Source organism: Streptomyces sp. NPDC028331, assembly GCF_055565775.1.
Genome location: NZ_JBVHTR010000006.1, coordinates 279028 through 294970, shown reverse-complemented (window position 1 = coordinate 294970; position 15943 = coordinate 279028). Strand labels below are relative to the sequence as shown.

General features: G+C 71.4%; 17 protein-coding genes. 9 read left to right on the top strand and 8 right to left on the bottom strand.

Features of this window, described 5'->3' with window-relative positions:
- Positions 1-86 precede the first annotated feature (86 nt).
- Entirely contained in the window at positions 87-929 is an 843-nt protein-coding gene (locus ACZ4SW_RS11355) for a hypothetical protein (protein ID WP_468241018.1), read from the bottom strand.
- A gap of 130 nt (positions 930-1059) precedes the next feature.
- Positions 1060-1350 carry a hypothetical protein gene (locus tag ACZ4SW_RS11350; protein WP_468241015.1) on the bottom strand — a complete coding sequence of 97 codons (291 nt, stop codon included), beginning with the start codon at positions 1348-1350 and terminating at the stop codon, positions 1060-1062.
- Positions 1351-1449: 99 nt separating this feature from the next.
- On the opposite strand from ACZ4SW_RS11350, the gene ACZ4SW_RS11345 reads away from it, so the two are divergent.
- Complete coding sequence (locus tag ACZ4SW_RS11345; RefSeq protein WP_468241013.1) at positions 1450-2358, top strand: oxygenase MpaB family protein; 909 nt, start codon at positions 1450-1452, stop codon at positions 2356-2358.
- Positions 2359-2511: 153 nt separating this feature from the next.
- On the opposite strand, the gene ACZ4SW_RS11340 is transcribed toward ACZ4SW_RS11345, so the two are convergent.
- Complete coding sequence (locus ACZ4SW_RS11340) at positions 2512-3111, bottom strand: class I SAM-dependent methyltransferase (RefSeq protein WP_468241011.1); 600 nt, start codon at positions 3109-3111, stop codon at positions 2512-2514.
- A 152-nt stretch (positions 3112-3263) separates the two neighbouring features.
- Here ACZ4SW_RS11340 and ACZ4SW_RS11335 point away from each other — a divergent pair, with 152 nt between their 5' ends.
- The 5 genes from ACZ4SW_RS11335 (at position 3264) to ACZ4SW_RS11315 (ending at position 8281) form a co-directional block, all read left to right on the top strand.
- On the top strand, positions 3264-4037 hold the full coding sequence (locus ACZ4SW_RS11335) for an MHYT domain-containing protein (protein ID WP_468241008.1): 774 nt from the start codon (positions 3264-3266) through the stop codon (positions 4035-4037).
- A 48-nt stretch (positions 4038-4085) separates the two neighbouring features.
- Positions 4086-6614 (top strand): sensor histidine kinase, encoded by a 2529-nt coding sequence (locus tag ACZ4SW_RS11330; RefSeq protein ID WP_468241006.1) that lies wholly within the window; start codon positions 4086-4088, stop codon positions 6612-6614.
- Entirely contained in the window at positions 6611-7048 is a 438-nt protein-coding gene (locus ACZ4SW_RS11325) for a roadblock/LC7 domain-containing protein (protein WP_468241003.1), read from the top strand. The genes ACZ4SW_RS11330 and ACZ4SW_RS11325 overlap by 4 nt, the downstream gene beginning before the upstream one ends.
- Before the next feature lie 19 nt (positions 7049-7067).
- Complete coding sequence (locus tag ACZ4SW_RS11320) at positions 7068-7481, top strand: DUF742 domain-containing protein (RefSeq protein ID WP_468241001.1); 414 nt, start codon at positions 7068-7070, stop codon at positions 7479-7481.
- Between the two features lie 194 nt (positions 7482-7675).
- On the top strand, positions 7676-8281 hold the full coding sequence (locus ACZ4SW_RS11315; RefSeq protein WP_468240999.1) for a GTP-binding protein: 606 nt from the start codon (positions 7676-7678) through the stop codon (positions 8279-8281).
- A 42-nt stretch (positions 8282-8323) separates the two neighbouring features.
- Here ACZ4SW_RS11315 and ACZ4SW_RS11310 read toward each other — a convergent pair whose 3' ends face one another.
- Positions 8324-8752: a PPOX class F420-dependent oxidoreductase gene (locus ACZ4SW_RS11310; RefSeq protein WP_468240997.1), complete on the bottom strand. Its 429-nt coding sequence runs from the start codon at positions 8750-8752 to the stop codon at positions 8324-8326.
- 94 nt (positions 8753-8846) lie between these two features.
- On the opposite strand from ACZ4SW_RS11310, the gene ACZ4SW_RS11305 reads away from it, so the two are divergent.
- On the top strand, positions 8847-9260 hold the full coding sequence (locus ACZ4SW_RS11305) for a roadblock/LC7 domain-containing protein (protein ID WP_468240994.1): 414 nt from the start codon (positions 8847-8849) through the stop codon (positions 9258-9260).
- Positions 9261-9387: 127 nt separating this feature from the next.
- Entirely contained in the window at positions 9388-10500 is a 1113-nt protein-coding gene (locus ACZ4SW_RS11300; protein WP_468240992.1) for a DUF6397 family protein, read from the top strand.
- 13 nt (positions 10501-10513) lie between these two features.
- On the opposite strand, the gene ACZ4SW_RS11295 is transcribed toward ACZ4SW_RS11300, so the two are convergent.
- Complete coding sequence (locus ACZ4SW_RS11295; RefSeq protein ID WP_468240989.1) at positions 10514-11386, bottom strand: acyl-CoA thioesterase; 873 nt, start codon at positions 11384-11386, stop codon at positions 10514-10516.
- 19 nt (positions 11387-11405) lie between these two features.
- On the bottom strand, positions 11406-13919 hold the full coding sequence (locus ACZ4SW_RS11290) for a DEAD/DEAH box helicase (protein WP_468240987.1): 2514 nt from the start codon (positions 13917-13919) through the stop codon (positions 11406-11408).
- Between the two features lie 145 nt (positions 13920-14064).
- Here ACZ4SW_RS11290 and ACZ4SW_RS11285 point away from each other — a divergent pair, with 145 nt between their 5' ends.
- On the top strand, positions 14065-14859 hold the full coding sequence (locus ACZ4SW_RS11285; RefSeq protein WP_468240984.1) for a metal-dependent hydrolase: 795 nt from the start codon (positions 14065-14067) through the stop codon (positions 14857-14859).
- A 41-nt stretch (positions 14860-14900) separates the two neighbouring features.
- Here the strand turns inward: ACZ4SW_RS11285 and ACZ4SW_RS11280 are convergent, their stop codons facing one another.
- Positions 14901-15173, bottom strand: coding sequence for a type B 50S ribosomal protein L31 (locus ACZ4SW_RS11280; protein ID WP_468240981.1), 273 nt, complete (start codon positions 15171-15173; stop codon positions 14901-14903).
- A 32-nt stretch (positions 15174-15205) separates the two neighbouring features.
- Complete coding sequence (locus tag ACZ4SW_RS11275) at positions 15206-15676, bottom strand: DUF5709 domain-containing protein (protein ID WP_468240978.1); 471 nt, start codon at positions 15674-15676, stop codon at positions 15206-15208.
- Positions 15677-15943 lie beyond the last annotated feature (267 nt).

The window sequence follows — 15943 nt, the reverse complement described above, 5'->3', positions numbered from 1 at the left end:
CCCGGCGGCCGGCCCGGTCCCCGCGAGTGGGCAAGAGCTGACCACGTCACCGCCCGCGGGCGGCCACTCGCCCCGGCAGTCCCGCCTCAGGCCGGACGTGCCGCCACTTTGTCGAGTCCCTCCAGCAGCCCGGGCAACTGCGCACCGCGTCCCACGGGGATCACCTCCCCGGGCTTCTCGTCGAGGAGGAAGAACGCGATGTCGTCCGTCCTGGCCACCATGGACCAGCCGGGCCCGTCGGCCCGCAGCAGCCGTGCGTCACCCGGTGCGAAGGAGGAACGGACACGGCCCGGTGGCGGAGGGGAGTCCACATAGGCGTGCGCTTCGTCTAGCGCGCGGTCTATGCCGTCGCGGGCTCCGCCTGCAGCCTTGTCGTCGGCGGGGTCGTCACCCTCCACTGCCGACTTCATGCCGTCCTCCGACGCGAAGTCGGCATCATTGACCTGCTCCCGCCACATGGCCCACTGCAACGCGATCTGGTCGGCGCCCAGGCGTCGTTGCGCCGGCCCCCAGGTGTCGGTGTCCGGGGGACGAAGCGGCTCCCGGTCGGTGTCCTCGGGGGCCGGGTCGTGCGGAGCGGGCACACCGGGCGCCGCGACGGCCACGGCCAGCGGCCACCCCGGCAGCGCGGTGACGATCGTGCGCTCGTCCGGCGACAGGTCGTACTCCATGCCGCAGTCCCAGGACGCGATCGCGACGGCCACCAGTGACACGTCGTCGACGACCACCGTCCAGCGCGCACCGTCACCGTCCTGGCCGAGCACGAGGCCGTACCCGTCCGTGGCGGGCGGCAGACCGAGCGCCGCACAGGCCTCCGGATAGTCGTCTCCCAGCACACTCGGGAACTGCGCGGGCGTGAGCAGAATCGCCGTCAGCACATACAGCGCGTCGTCCGTGGCGGCGACGGGGTCCTCGTCCGTCCCGGTCATGCCGTCCTCCCGATCCGTAGTTCGTCGGCGACCCTAGTGCTCCCACCAGCCGGTTGTCACGACTGCGAATCACAGAAGGAACCGCACGTCTCCGGCCGGACGGGGCGAAAGCGCCCGGCGAGTTCCGGCGTCAGGCGGTGGGCAGGCCGAGAAGTGTCTGCGCCACTTCCCGCGGAGACTCCTCGCGCTCCCGCGCCAGAGCGATCACAGCGCGGCAGGCGAGCTCCGTCACACCGAACGACAGGGCCTCCGGCGAGACCCACGCGGCGGCTTCGTCCATCCGGTCCCGGTCGTCCTCGGCGCACGCCGACACGTAAGCGGCGGCCGCCTCGAACAGGTTGTGTGTGCGCTTGCCCTCGGCCGCCCCGGCGCGCGGAGAGTTCATGACTCTTCCGACCGATGCGCGGATCCTGTCGAACATGCCGAGCCACCTTCCCCCAGCGTGGTTGCCGCCGCCGACGTGCGTGTGCTGCTCTTCAACGTAAGGTTGGAGTCGCCGTGACAGAAGGGGGACGGAACGGTGAAGCGGTTCGAGCGGCTCGAGGAGATCCGGCGTCTGCACCCCGAGAAGGACGCTCTGCAGATCTACCGGCTCAGCGCCGCCTACGAGTTCCCCTGGGACTACACCCGCGCCCTGGAACTGGCGCTCTACCGCACGTACGCCGTCCCGAGCATCGGCCGCCTGCTCGCCGAGACCCGGGAGCTGACCGACCGCACGCAGAAGCGCTATGACGACACCTCGCTGCTCCTCGACACCGTGGTCGAGTACGGCTTCGACAGCGACGAGGGGCGCACCGCCGTCCGCCGCATCAACCAGATGCACCGCAGCTACGACATCGGCAACGACGACATGCGGTACGTGCTGTGCACCTTCGTGGTGATGCCCAAGAGGTGGATCGACGCCTACGGATGGCGCCGGCTGTCCCGGCACGAGACCGTCGCCTCCGCCGTCCACTACCGCACCCTGGGGCGGCACATGGGCATCAAGGACATCCCCGGGACCTACGAGGAGTTCGAGACCTGCCTCGACGCCTACGAGGCCGCCCACTTCGGCTGGGACCCGCAGGCCCGGAGCGTGTCCGACGCGACCCTGGACCTGATGGCCTCCTGGTACCCGCGCCCCCTGGCCCCCGTCCTGCGGCGGGCCACCCTCTGCCTGCTCGACGACTCGCTCCTACGGGCCTTCCGGTACGAGCCGCCGAGCGCCGCCACGCGCGCGTGGGTGCGCCGTGCGGTGCGGACCCGCGGCCGCATGGTCCGCCTCATGCCCCCGCGCCGGAACCCCCACTACGCACGGCAGAACTGGGAGATCAAGGGCTACCCGAACGGCTACCGCATCGCCGATCTCGGCACGCGTCCGGTCCCCGGGGTCAGGGGCTGTCCCGTCCGGCAGGCAGGGGCCTCCCCGGCGACCCCAGGCACCGAGTGAGGCCCTCGAGCCGCGCGCGGTGCGCAGCCGGGGCGACGCACCTCGTGCACGGTACGCCCCCACCATCGCGTGGTCGGCGCCGGGTGCGGGGCGCGATGTCATGTTCGCAACCCGGACGCCCCGGTGGCCGAGGTCGCGGAGCGCGGCTGGGAGTCAGCCCTCGCGGACGGCCAGGGCCAGGAAGCGGGCGTCCTCGTCGACGTACGACGTCATGTGCCAGCCGGAGCCGGCCAGCAGCGGACGGAGGTTGGACTCGGCGCGCAGATCATCGGGGGTGATCTGCCGGCCCTGGCGGGCCGCGAGGGCCGCCCGGCCGATCGGATGGAAGAGCGCGAGCAGTCCGCCGGGCCGCACCACGCGCGCCAACTCCCGGAGATTCCGGGCCGGGTGAGGGAGATGGGCGATCAGCCCCGCCGCGAACACCGCGTCCAGTGACTCCGTGCGCAGCGGAAGCGAGGCCACGTCGGCGAGCACCAACATGGCGTCGCGGTCCCGTCCGGCCCGCACGGCTGCCTGGAGCATCGCCGGGGTGAGATCGGCCCCCAGCACCACGCCCGAGGGTCCCACGGCCGCGCGCAGCGGCGTCAGAGCCCGGCCCGTGCCGCAGCCCGCGTCGAGCACCCGGCCGCCCTCGCGCAGGCCGAGAGCGGCGACAGCGGCGGCGTACGCCGGGCCGTCGTCGGGGAACCTCGCGTCCCAGTCGGCGGCTCGCGCGGCGAAGAACTCCTGGACGCGTGTGTGGTCCTCGCTCATGCTCCGTATGATCCCTCACCTTCACGAGGGATGTCGCTGTGCACACGTTCGAACATGACGCGGTCGTTCCGTGCCTCGTCTGCGTCAGATTCCGACAGCTTTCGAAATGCGCCCCCTTTGCGCCTCTGTGCCGGGGCTAGCGTCCCGTGGCCATGGGACACCTGGACCACGCCGCATTCGGCTGGCTGACCCCCGTGCTGTCGTACGTGATGGCGTGCATAGGCGCCGCCCTCGGGCTGCGCTGCACGGTCCGCGCGCTGGGCGCCACCGGCAGGTCGCGTCGCAACTGGCTCGTCACCGCCGCCTCGGCGATCGGCACCGGCATCTGGACCATGCACTTCGTGGCCATGCTCGGTTTCGGCGTCACCGGGACCGAGATCCGCTACGACGTGCCGCTGACCATTCTCAGTCTGCTCATCGCCATGATCGTCGTGGGCGTCGGCGTGTTCGCCGTCGGCTACGGCGGTGGCCGCCCCCGGGCGCTCTTCCTCGGCGGGCTCACCACCGGCCTCGGCGTCGCGAGCATGCACTACCTCGGCATGGCGGCGCTGCGGCTGCACGGGGCGGTGCACTACGACCCGGTGCTCGTCGCCCTCTCCGTGCTGATCGCCGTGGTCGCGGCGACGGCGGCGCTGTGGGCGGGCCTCAACATCAAGTCGCCCATCGCGGTCACCGTGGCCTCGCTCGTCATGGGCGCCGCGGTCAGCAGCATGCACTACACCGCGATGTTCGCGGTGAGCGTCGATGTGACCCCGTCCGGCGAGGTCCTGCCCGGGGCCACGGCGATGCAGTTCATCTTCCCCCTCGCCGTCGGTCTCGGGTCCTACCTCTTCCTCACGTCGGCGTTCGTCGCACTCTCGCCGACCGCCGGAGAGCGGGAGGCCTCCGCGTCGGCGCAGCGGCCGGCCGAGAGCGCCGCCCGCTGAGCACAGGCCAGGGACCACACGTCGCGACACACTCCGAGTGAGAAGGCCATGCGAACACCCCGTAGGACACCCACGACAGGCGCCGAGCCGCCGCCCCGGCCGCCTGCGCGCGGCCGCCGGGCGCACGCCGGCCCGCCGGCCGACGAACGCGCCGGGACCGACGAGAGCGGCGCCAACGAGCCGCCCGGCACCGCCGAGCGGGCGGGACGGTGGCGCACACGCCCCCGCACCGTCCGGGCGAAGATCGTCTGCCTGCTCATGGTGCCCGTGATCTCGCTGATCGCCCTGTGGGCCTACGCCACCGTCAGCACCGCCCAGGACGTCGCCCGGCTGCGCCAGCTGCAACGGGTGGACTCCACCGTGCGCGTGCCGGTCGCGGACGCCGTTGCCGCGCTCCAGGAGGAGCGTGCAGCCGCCGTGCGCTATGCGACCGACCCCGCCGCCGAACAGCAGAGCGATCTGCAAGCGCTCGCAGGACGCACCGACCGGGCCGTGGCCGCACTGAGGCTCGACGGGCACCACACCGTCGCCGACGGCACGGACCTGCCCTCCGGTGTCGCCGGCCGTCTCCAGTCCTTCGTCACCGGGGCCGGAAAACTTCGGTCCCTGCGCGGCGGCCTACTCGCCCACCACGTCGGCTGGGAGGAGGCGTACCGGCAGTACACCGGCACCATCGCCGCCGCCTTCCAGGTGGGCGGTGCGCTCACCGGCGTGCAGGACGCCGACCTGGGCTCCGACGCGCGCGTGCTGCTCGAGTTCTCCCGCGCGGGTGAGTCGCTCGCCCAGGAGGACGCGGTTCTCGCGGGCGCCCGCCTGGCGCACACCCTCGACGGCGACCGGCTGAGGCTCTTCACCGGCGCCGTCGACACGCGGCGCGCCCTGACCGCGTCCGCCGTCGCGGACCTGCGCGGCGCGGAACGCACCTCCTGGAACCGGCTGGCGTCGAGCAGCGTGTACGTCGACATCGGTGCCATGGAGGACAGAACGCTGTCCCGGCGGTCCGGCGCCTCGGCCCTCGCCGCCGCCCCCGAAGCCGCCTGGAACCAGGCCCACGCGCGCGTGCAGGACGGCATGCGGAGCATCGAGGCGGAGGCGGGCCGCAGCGTCGCACGCCAGGCCGACCCGTTCACCCGCGGCGTGCTCACACCCGCCGGCGCAGCCGTTCTGCTCGGACTCGTCGCCGTCGCCGCGTCGCTCGTCATCTCCGTGCGCATCGGACGTGGACTCGTCGTCGAACTGGTCAGCCTGCGCAACAGCGCCCTGGAGATCGCGCGCCACAAACTCCCGCAGGCCATGCGCAAGCTGCGTGCCGGGGAGGAGATCGACGTCGACGCCGAGGCGCCCGGCGGTCCGCCCGCCGGGGACGAGACCGGACAGGTCGCCGAGGCCCTGGGCATCGTGCACCGCGCCGCCCTGCGCGCGGCCGTCGAACGCGCGGAACTCGCCAGTGGCATCTCCGGGGTGTTCGTCAACCTCGCACGGCGCAGCCAGGTCCTCGTGCACCGTCAGCTCAACCTGCTCGACAGCATGGAACGCCGCTCGGAGGACCCGGGCGAACTGAGCGACCTCTTCCGTCTCGACCACCTGACCACACGCATGCGCCGCCACGCCGAGAGCCTCATCATCCTCTCCGGCGCCGCGCCCGGCCGCGCCTGGCGCATGCCCGTCTCGCTGACCAACGTGGTACGCGCCGCGGTCTCCGAGATCGAGGACTACGCGCGCGTAGAGGTACGGCAACTCCCCGAGGCCTCCGTGATCGGCACCGCGGTCGCCGACCTCACGCACCTCCTGGCCGAACTCATCGAGAACGCCGCCCAGTTCTCGCCGCCCCACACGCGCGTGCGCGTCAACGGAGAACCCGTCGGCAACGGCTACGCCGTCGAGATCGAGGACCGGGGGCTCGGCATGGGCAAGGAGACCCTCACCGACGCCAACCGGCGCATCGAACAGTCGGAGGCGCTCGACCTCTTCGACAGCGACCGGCTCGGTCTCTTCGTGGTCAGCAGGCTCGCCTCGCGGCACGGCATCAAGGTGCACCTGCGCACCTCGCCCTACGGCGGCACCACCGCCGTCGTCCTCCTGCCGACCGCGCTGCTGCACAACGGCACGGCGGAACCCCCTCGTCCTGCGGCGGCCGCCGAACGGGAAGAGGACCACGAGTACGCGCGCGTGGCCGCGGTCCCGCCGCAAAGGGAACCGGTGGCGCAAGCCGCGGAACGGCCCGCCCTGGCGCGTACCGCGCGGACCGGAACTGAGCGCTCCACCGACCCGCCACCGGAGGACAACCCCCCGGGTGTCGCCCCCCTGAGGCTGCACCGCCCCGGCGACGGCCCCGAGGCGTCCGAGGACCTGCCGCGACGGGTACGGCAGGCGAGCCTCGCCCCCCAACTGCGCGACCGCCGCCCGGAGGAACCGGCGGCAGGCGCTCACCCCTCCCGGCGCGACGACGAGCGCACCCCCGAACTGGTACGGGACCGCATGGCGGCCTACCGCGACGGCTGGGCACGCGGCGGCGGCCGCGCACCCGGACAGGCGGCCCGACCCGACGGCGACAGCAGCGAAGGAGACCCCGCATGATCCAGGACCCGAGCATGAGGGCCGCCCAACGGTCGGGCGAACTCGACTGGCTGCTGGACGACCTGGTGGTACGAGTGAACGAAGTCCGGCACGCAGTGGTGCTGTCGAACGACGGCCTGGCGGTCGGCGCCTCCACCGGTCTCAGCCGCGAGGACGCCGAGCACCTCGCGGCCGTGGCCAGCGGCTTCCACAGCCTCGCCAAGGGCGCGGGCCGGCACTTCGGCGCGGGCGGCGTACGCCAGACCATGGTCGAGATGGACGACGGGTTCCTCTTCGTGGCGGCCGCGGGCGACGGCTCCTGCCTCGCCGTCCTCACCGCCGTCACCGCCGACATCGGCCTGGTGGGATATGAGATGGCACGACTGGTGAAGCGCGTCGGCGAGCACCTCTACACCCCGCCCAGGGTGGGTGCGCGACCGCCCGCCGCCGGATGAGGACCGGAGGCGGTCGCAGATGACCGAGGACAGCACCGACGTTCCGTACCAGCCGGGCAGCCAGTGGTACGACCACGAGGCGGGCCCCCTCGTGCGGCCCTACGCGATGACGGGCGGCCGCACCAAACCGGGCCCCACCGGGGTGCGCTTCGACCTCATCGCCCTCGTCACGCTCGACCTGGCGGCACCGAACCTCGACGACGACGCCGCGCTGGGCCCGGAACACCGGGCCCTGGTCGACCTGTGCCGCATCGAGACGCAGTCCGTCGCCGAACTCGCGGCGGGGGCCGACCTGCCCGTGGGCGTGGTCCGTGTGCTCCTCGGGGACCTCCTGGAACTCGGGTGCGTGACGGTCAGCCGCCCCGTGCCGCCGGCCCAACTCCCTGACGAACGGATTCTGCGCGAGGTCATCGAGGGGCTGAGGGCGCTGTAGTCGATGGGCCGGAACCACAGCGGGCCGGACCCGTACCGAGTTGTACGTCCACTCGTCACCGAATGGACGGCAGATGGTCACATCGGTCAATATGCGGTCGAACTCCCCGGAGACGGACCGCCGTTGCCATGATGCTGACTTCGCACGGATGTACTGACGTCGACCGTGGTCGGCACTCCCGAGAGAAGAGATCGATGGTCTCCGAGCACTCCGACGCCACCGAGGACGAGATGGCCGCCCTGGCGTTGAAGATACTTGTCGCCGGCGGGTTCGGCGTGGGCAAGACCACCCTGGTCGGCGCGGTCAGCGAGATCAGGCCGCTGCGCACCGAGGAACTGCTGAGCGAGGCCGGCCAGTCCGTGGACGACACCGACGGGGTGGACCAGAAGGTCACCACGACCGTGGCCATGGACTTCGGGCGCATCACCATCCGGTCCGGACTCTCGCTGTACCTCTTCGGCACACCGGGTCAGGACCGGTTCTGGTTCCTGTGGGACGAGCTCTCCCAGGGCGCTCTCGGTGCCGTCGTGCTCGCGGACACCCGACGGCTCGAGGACTGCTTCCCGGCGGTCGACTACTTCGAGCACCGGCGCATCCCGTTCGTGGTCGCCGTCAACTGCTTCGCCGGAGCCCGCGCCCACGCAGCCCACGACGTGTCCCGCGCCCTCGACCTCGACCAGGGCACACCGGTGGTGCTGTGCGACGCGCGGGACCGCGACTCGGGCAAGGAGGTGCTGATCCGCCTCGTCGAGTACGCCGGGCGGATGCACACCGCCCGGCTCCTCGACTCCGTGGGCTGACGCGCCGGTCGGCCCGGGTCAGCCGTCGCGACGGAGCCGGTGCTATTCGGCGACGGAGGAATAGGCCAGGACCTTCTCCACCCGCACCCGGACGAGGAGTTCTCCCGGAACGCCGTTGCGGGCACCGAACTCCTCGGCCCGGTCCTCACCCATGTACCGGGCCCCGAGCCGTGTCGCCCAGTACCGCACCTCCTCCAGGTCCTCGGACAACTCGGCGCGCCCCCGCAGCACGACGAAGTCGTACGGAGGGCGGTCGTCGTCCACGCAGAGGGCGACCCGGCCGTCCCTGGCCAGATTCCGCCCCTTCACCGTCTCCTTCCCCGTGTTGAACACCACGTCGTCGCCGTCCAGCGCGAACCAGATCGGTGCCACATGCGGGCTGCCGTCGGCGCGGACCGTGGAAAGCTTCCCGGTGCGGGTGCCGTGTGAGACGAAAGCTCGCCATTCCTCGTCGGTCATCTTCTGTGCCATACCTCCATCCTGCTTGCCGGGACGGCGGCTGTGGTGAAGGCTGGCTGACCGGATCCTCCAGCCAGGGGGAGCGACACCACGGGGAGAGAGGACCATGGCGCAGAACACGGAGCTCGGCTGGCTCCTGGACGACCTGACCGAGCGGGTGGAGCCCATACGGCACGCGCTGGTGCTGTCCAACGACGGACTGGTGACCGGCACCAGCACCGGACTGCGGCGCGAGGACGCGGAGCACCTCGCCGCGGTCTCGTCCGGTCTGCACAGCCTGGCCAAGGGATCGGGCCGCCATTTCGGCGCGGGCCAGGTGCGACAGACCATGATCGAATTCGAGGACGCGATCCTGTTCGTGACGGCGGCCGGGCCGGGTAGCTGCCTGTGCGTGCTCAGCGCCGCCGAAGCCGACATCGGCCACATCGCCTACGAGATGACGCTGATGGTGAACAGGGTGGGGGAGCACCTCGCCGTGGCCGAGCGACAGCGGGATCACACGCCGACAGTGGACTTCTGACCTGCGTGGACGGTCGGGTGAACGGAGTTTTCCACAGGTCGATTCCGGGATCCGGCGATGAGGCTACGGTTTTTTCCGACGCGGACGCACACGGCGCCCGCAGCGGACTCCACGGGGGAGAACGGCCATGTCCGGACACACGATCACGCCCGTCATCGCGGAAACCACCGGCGCCGCCGACAACGCGTCACGGACGCCGTCGCTGGCGTTGAGCCGCGCCGCACATGAACTCGACCTCAAGCGTGGCGAGTTAGACCTCGCGATCCAGCTCGGCTCGGTGCGGACGGTACCGGACGCCAGGGGAGGAGGCCGCCGCGTCCCGCGCGCCGAGATCGACCGCGTGCGATGCGAGGACGGGTTCCCCGAAACGCTCCGGGCGCGGGTCGCGACGGTGGGCACGAGGGACGGCGCGGCCCTGATGGGCGTGACGCCCGCCCGGTTCACACGGTTGGCACGCCTGGGCCTGATCGTGCCGGTGAAGTGGTACCTGAACCGCTACCGAGCCGTGGTGTGGCTGTATCTGGCCGAGGAAGTCGAGCAGTTCGCGGCCGGGCAGGCGAACGCACCGGTGCTCACCGGCCGGACCCCGGAGGGGCTGCGCGACCAGTTGGACGCGGGGCTGGACCTGCGACCCCGCAACTGGCGCGGCCGCCACCTCGGATTCCGGCTGCGACTGGCGGAGGACCCGTGGGCGAAGGCCGCTGTGATGGCATCGCTGCTGGACCCGGTCCATGTGGCGGACGTCGTCCGCGATCCCCGCGAGCGCGCCGAGTTGTACCGCCTGCGGCCCGCCCAGTCCGTGCAGTGGCCGCCCGACTCGCCCGCGGCCCTGATCGCCGCACGGATCATGATCGCGGACGACCCCGACGAGGTCGGCTGGCTCCGGGCCGATCTGGGCCAGGCGCTGATCGAGGCGCGGCGCCGGCGGCCCGCGCCGCGGCTGTCACCGGGAGTCCCCGGCGAAGAACGCGAGTCCGGGACCGTGCACCGCACTGCGCCGGACCGGGGGGCCGTGACCGTCTGCGGGAACACGACCGTGCACAGGGCCACGGACGTGGGCCGGACCCCCGGCCTCACCGAGACACCGATCCCGGGTGAACCCGTGATCCATACCGGGACCGCGCCCGACCGGCACGCGACGGCCGGACGCCACGAACCGGCGCCGTCGCGAGGCCTGCTCGGCCGGCTGCGCCGCAGAGATAGCTCACCGCCGCCGCGCGGACCGGCCGGCGGGGCGTGAGACACGCGTGCCGTCACCGCTCGAGTCGGCGGAAGAGTCCCTCCTGGACGACCGAGACGAGTAGGCGCCCCTCGACGTCGTAGATGCGGCCCCGGGCAAGACCACGGCCACCCACCGCGATCGGGGACTCCTGGTCGTACAGGAACCACTCGTCCGCGCGGAACGGCCGGTGGAACCACATGGCGTGGTCCAGCGACGCCATGTCGAAGCCCCGTGGCCCCCAGAGGGGTTCGACGGGGATGCGGACGGCGTCCAGGAGCGTCATGTCGCTCGCGTACGTCAGCGCGCAGGTGTGCACGAGCGGGTCGTCCCCGAGCGGGCCCACGGCACGCATCCACACCGCGCTGCGCGGCTCGGAACCCTCGACCTCGTCGGTGCTCCACCGCAGCCGGTCCACATAGCGGATGTCGAAGGGCTGACGCCGGGCCATCCGCTCCAGCGTCTCCGGCAGTGCGCCCAGATGCTCCTTGACCTCCTGCGCCACCGTCGGCAGCGACTCCGGATCCGGCACCTTCCGGGCCGGCGGCAACTGGTGCTCGAAGCTCCCCTCTTCCGGCTTGTGAAAGGAGGCGGTCAGATTGAAGATCGTGCGGCCCTGCTGCACGGCCGTGACCCGCCGGGTCGTGAAGGACCTTCCGTCACGGACCCGTTCGACCTGGTACACGATGGGTACGCCCGGCAGGCCCGGGCGCAGGAAGTACGCGTGCAGGGAGTGCACGGGCCGTTCGCCGTCCGTGGTGCGGCCGGCGGCGACCAGCGCCTGGCCTGCCACCTGGCCGCCGAAGACCCGCTGCAAGGACTCCTGCGGGCTGCGGCCACGGAAGATGTTGACCTCGATCCGCTCCAGGTCGAGCAGGTCGACGAGCCTCTCGGCTGGATTCGTCATGGGTGAAGTGCTCCTGTGCTCACATCTGGCCGACGTCGGTGACCCGGACGACGGCGCGGCCCTCCGCGTCGGAGGCCGCGAGGTCGATCTCGGCGCTGATGCCCCAGTCGTGGTCGCCGTTCGGGTCGGCGAAGATCTGGCGGACCCGCCACAGCCCGTTCTCCGGCTCCTCCTCGATGATGAGCAGCTTGGGGCCGCGGGCATCGGGACCGGTGCCGAGATCGTCGTACTCGTCCCAGTACTTGTCCATGGCCGCGCCCCACGCCTCGGCGTCCCAGCCGGACTCGGCGTCCATCTCGCCCAGCTCCTCGATCTGGTCCAGGGCGGCGAGTTCCACGCGCCGGAACATGGCGTTGCGGACCAGCACCCGGAAAGCACGCGCGTTCGCGGTGACCGGTTTTACCTGGTCGGCCTTCTCCTGGGCCTCCTCGGCCGTCATCTCCTCGGGGTTGGCCAGCTGCTCCCACTCGTCCAGCAGGCTGGAGTCCACCTGGCGCACCATCTCGCCCAGCCAGGCGATCAGGTCCTCCAGGTCGTCCGACTTCAGGTCGTCCGGGACGGTGTGCTCCAGGGCCTTGTAGGCACTGGCCAGGTAGCGCAGCACGATGCCCTCGGTGCGGGCCAGCTCGTAGAACGAGACGAACTCCGTGAACGACAACGCTCGTTCGTACATGTCACGGATGACGGACTTCGGCGACAGCGGATGGTCCCCGACCCACGGGTGGCTCTTGCGGTACGTGTTGTACGCCTGGAAGAGCAGCTCCTCCAGAGGCTTGGGGTAGGTGACGTCCTGGAGCCGTTCCATGCGCTCCTCGTACTCGACACCGTCCGCCTTCATCGCGGCCACGGCCTCGCCGCGCGCCTTGTTCTGCTGGGCGATGAGGATCTGACGCGGGTCGTCCAGCGTCGACTCGACGACGGAGACCATGTCCAGGGCGTAGGACGGGGACTCGGGGTCGAGGAGTTCGAAGGCGGCCAGTGCGAAGGTGGACAGCGGCTGGTTGAGCGCGAAGTCCTGCTGGAGATCGACCGTGAGGCGCACGATACGGCCGGTGGCGTCCGGCTCGTCGAGCTTCTCGACGATGCCGCCGTCCAGCAGGGAGCGGTAGATCGCGATCGCCCGCCGGATGTGCCGCAGCTGCTGCCTGCGCGGCTCGTGGTTGTCCTCCAGCAGATGGCGCATCGCCTCGAAGGCGTTGCCCGGTCGCGCGATCACCGACAGCAGCATCGTGTGGGTGACCCGGAAACGGGAGGTGAGCGGCTCCGGCTCGGAGGCGATCAGCTTCTCGAAGGTGTCCTCCGTCCAGCCGACGAAGCCTTCCGGCGCCTTCTTGCGCACCACCTTGCGCCGCTTCTTCGGGTCGTCGCCGGCCTTGGCGAGCGCCTTCTCGTTCTCGATGACATGCTCCGGCGCCTGCGCCACGACGAGGCCCGCGGTGTCGAAACCGGCCCGTCCGGCCCGGCCCGCGATCTGGTGGAACTCCCGGGCGCGCAGGGTGCGCACGCGGTTGCCGTCGTACTTGGTCAGGGCCGTGAAGAGCACGGTGCGGATGGGCACGTTGACACCGACGCCCAGGGTGTCGGTGCCGCAGATCACCTTCAGCAGTCCGGCCTGCGCCAGCTTCTCCACCAGGCGGCGGTACTTGGGCAGCATGCCGGCGTGGTGGACGCCGATGCCGTGCCGCACGTAACGGGAGAGGTTGCGGCCGAACTTGGTGGTGAAGCGGAAGTTGCCGATCAGTTCGGCGATCTGGTCCTTCTCCTCCCGCGAGCACATGTTGATGCTCATCAGCGCCTGGGCCCGTTCCACGGCCTGCGCCTGGGTGAAGTGGACGATGTAGACCGGGGCCTGCCGGGTCTCCAGCAGTTCGGTGAGCGTCTCGGTGAGCGGGGTGCGCCGGTACTCGTAGGAGAGCGGCACCGGACGGGTCGCCGAGCGCACCACCGCCGTGGGGCGACCGGTGCGGCGGGTCAGGTCCTTCTCGAACATCGAGACGTCGCCGAGCGTCGCCGACATCAGGATGAACTGCGCCTGTGGCAGTTCCAGGATCGGGATCTGCCACGCCCAGCCGCGGTCACCCTCGGCGTAGAAGTGGAACTCGTCCATCACGACCTGGCCGACGTCGGCCTGCCTGCCGTCGCGCAGCGCGATCGACGCCAGAACCTCGGCCGTGCAGCAGATCACAGGCGCGTCGGCGTTGACGGAGGCGTCACCGGTGAGCATGCCGACGTTCTCGGTGCCGAACAGCTTGCACAGCTCGAAGAACTTCTCCGAGACGAGTGCCTTGATCGGCGCGGTGTAGAAGGTGACCTCGTCCCGGGCCAGCGCCGCGAAGTGCGCACCCGCGGCGATCATGCTCTTGCCGGAGCCGGTGGGCGTCGACACGATCACGTTCGCTCCCGAGACAACCTCGATCAGCGCCTCTTCCTGGTGCGGATAGAGGGTGAGGCCGCGTTCCCCGGCCCACGACTCGAAGGCTTCGTAGAGGGCGTCGGGGTCTGCGGTCTGCGGGAGCTGATCGATAAGGGTCACGCACCCATCTTGCCTGCCCTCGCACCTGATGGGGGAATCGGCTGCCGACCCGAAGATCACGAACGCTACGCTGTGGCGCCGACACGACGTCAGCGCACACGGACAACTGGACAGCGCAACAAGAGGAATGGGGCGGGATGCGGCCATGATGGGACCAGCACACTCACTGTCGGGGGCCGCGGCCTGGCTCGGGGTGGGGGCGGCCGCCGCAGCGTCGGGTCACCCGATGCCCTGGCCGGTCCTGCTCGTCGGTGCGCTGATCTGCGCGGGGGCCGCGCTGGCCCCGGACCTGGACCACAAGGCGGCCACCATCTCGCGGGCCTTCGGTCCCCTCTCCCGCTGGCTGTGCGAGATCGTCGACAAGCTGTCGTACGCCGTCTACAAGGCGACCAGGAAGCCGGGCGACCCTCGCCGGTCGGGCGGACACCGCACGCTCACACACACCTGGCTGTGGGCGGCGCTGATCGGTGCGGGCACGTCCGTGGCGGCCGTCACGGGCGGCCGCTGGGCGGTGCTGGCCATCCTCTTCGTGCACATGGTGCTGGCCATCGAGGGGCTGCTGTGGCGGGCGGCGCGCGGTTCGAGCAGCGATGTGCTGGTCTGGCTGCTGGCTGCGACGAGCGCGTGGATTCTGGCCGGCATACTCGACAAACCGGGCAACGGAGCCGACTGGCTGTTCACGGCGCCCGGCCAGCAGTACCTGTGGCTCGGCCTGCCGATCGTCCTGGGTGCGCTGGTGCACGACATCGGGGACGCGCTGACGGTCTCGGGCTGCCCGATCCTGTGGCCGATACCGGTGGGCCGCAAGCGCTGGTACCCGTTGGGCACGCCCAAGCCGCTGCGGTTCCGGGCGGGCAGCTGGGTCGAGCTGAGGGTACTGATGCCGGCGTTCATGCTGCTCGGCGGCGTGGGCTGCGCGGCGGCGCTCAACGTCATCTGAGGGCGTGGGGGACGACCGTCCCCCCCGCGGAGCACTACAGCCTAGTGGCCGGAGTCGCCGTCGGCTCCCTGTCCCGTGCCGTAGCGCCGCTCGAAGCGGGCGATGCGGCCCTCCGTGTCCACCGTGCGGGCCTTGCCCGTGTAGAAGGGGTGGCTCTCGGAGGAGATCTCGACATCCACCACCGGATACGTCGTGCCGTCGTCCCACTCGATGGTCTGGTCGCTGGTCGCGGTGGACCGGGTGAGGAAGGCGTAGCCGGCGGCGCGGTCGCGGAAGACGACGGGGTGGTAGTCGGGGTGCTTGTCCTGCTGCATCGGGCCTCCTTCGGCGCGGGCGACGGGTGGCGTCAGCCGGACAGGGTGTCCTCGTCGACGATGTGCACGGCCGCCTCCTCGGCCGAGGCCGCCGCACCGTCGATGCCGACGTCGGTGGCGACCAGTCCGCTCTCCTCGTCCTCGTGCACCCCTTCGTCCGGGGCGACGAGGCGGCCGGAGCGGGCGTCGCCGACCTCGTTGTCCAGGGGTTCCCCCTCACCGTCGGACCAGTCCCCGATGCCGTCGTCGTCCGGGACGGTTACGTCCGGGATCTCCTCCGCGAGTCGCTGGTCCAGGGTTTCGCCGCGATGCCCCTCGGCCGCGGTCACGCCCACGTGCTCCACCGCCCACGGCCGCTCGGGCGGCGACCATCCCCGGTCCAGCGGGTTGGTGACCCCGTCGCTCTCCAGAGTGTCCTCGGCGTCGAGCAGCCCCGCGTCGTCCTGCACCTCGGATCCGTCGGGCTGGTAGACGTCGTCACCCCATCCCTCGGTGCTGTCCACGGATACCTCCAGCTGGTGGGACGGAACCGATTGCCGCCACGCACGTGTGGCGGACGCGGAGGACCGCCCGGAGCGGACCGCGCCCTCCCGGGCCGGATGGTTGCGGAACACCCCCGGCCCGGTCCACCTCCAGCCTTCCACCGCCCGTCGGCCCGGCGCAACGGCAGCCGGGCAGCGGCCGGGCAGAGCCAGGGCAGGCGCCGTGGGCCGGGCGCACGGGGCGGCGCCTGCGACGGCAGCGGTCCGGGCCGGCCTACCGCCGGCCCG

Excerpts from the sequence above, each read along its gene's own strand:
- ACZ4SW_RS11355 (WP_468241018.1), bottom strand. The coding sequence starts at position 929 with ATGACCGGGACGGACGAGGACCCCGTCGCCGCCACGGACGACGCGCTG.
- ACZ4SW_RS11350 (WP_468241015.1), bottom strand. The coding sequence starts at position 1,350 with ATGTTCGACAGGATCCGCGCATCGGTCGGAAGAGTCATGAACTCTCCG.
- ACZ4SW_RS11340 (WP_468241011.1), bottom strand. The coding sequence starts at position 3,111 with ATGAGCGAGGACCACACACGCGTCCAGGAGTTCTTCGCCGCGCGAGCC.
- ACZ4SW_RS11335 (WP_468241008.1), top strand. The coding sequence starts at position 3,264 with ATGGGACACCTGGACCACGCCGCATTCGGCTGGCTGACCCCCGTGCTG.
- ACZ4SW_RS11330 (WP_468241006.1), top strand. The coding sequence starts at position 4,086 with ATGCGAACACCCCGTAGGACACCCACGACAGGCGCCGAGCCGCCGCCC.
- ACZ4SW_RS11325 (WP_468241003.1), top strand. The coding sequence starts at position 6,611 with ATGATCCAGGACCCGAGCATGAGGGCCGCCCAACGGTCGGGCGAACTC.
- ACZ4SW_RS11320 (WP_468241001.1), top strand. The coding sequence starts at position 7,068 with ATGACCGAGGACAGCACCGACGTTCCGTACCAGCCGGGCAGCCAGTGG.
- ACZ4SW_RS11315 (WP_468240999.1), top strand. The coding sequence starts at position 7,676 with ATGGTCTCCGAGCACTCCGACGCCACCGAGGACGAGATGGCCGCCCTG.
- ACZ4SW_RS11310 (WP_468240997.1), bottom strand. The coding sequence starts at position 8,752 with ATGGCACAGAAGATGACCGACGAGGAATGGCGAGCTTTCGTCTCACAC.
- ACZ4SW_RS11305 (WP_468240994.1), top strand. The coding sequence starts at position 8,847 with ATGGCGCAGAACACGGAGCTCGGCTGGCTCCTGGACGACCTGACCGAG.
- ACZ4SW_RS11300 (WP_468240992.1), top strand. The coding sequence starts at position 9,388 with ATGTCCGGACACACGATCACGCCCGTCATCGCGGAAACCACCGGCGCC.
- ACZ4SW_RS11295 (WP_468240989.1), bottom strand. The coding sequence starts at position 11,386 with ATGACGAATCCAGCCGAGAGGCTCGTCGACCTGCTCGACCTGGAGCGG.
- ACZ4SW_RS11285 (WP_468240984.1), top strand. The coding sequence starts at position 14,065 with ATGATGGGACCAGCACACTCACTGTCGGGGGCCGCGGCCTGGCTCGGG.
- ACZ4SW_RS11280 (WP_468240981.1), bottom strand. The coding sequence starts at position 15,173 with ATGCAGCAGGACAAGCACCCCGACTACCACCCCGTCGTCTTCCGCGAC.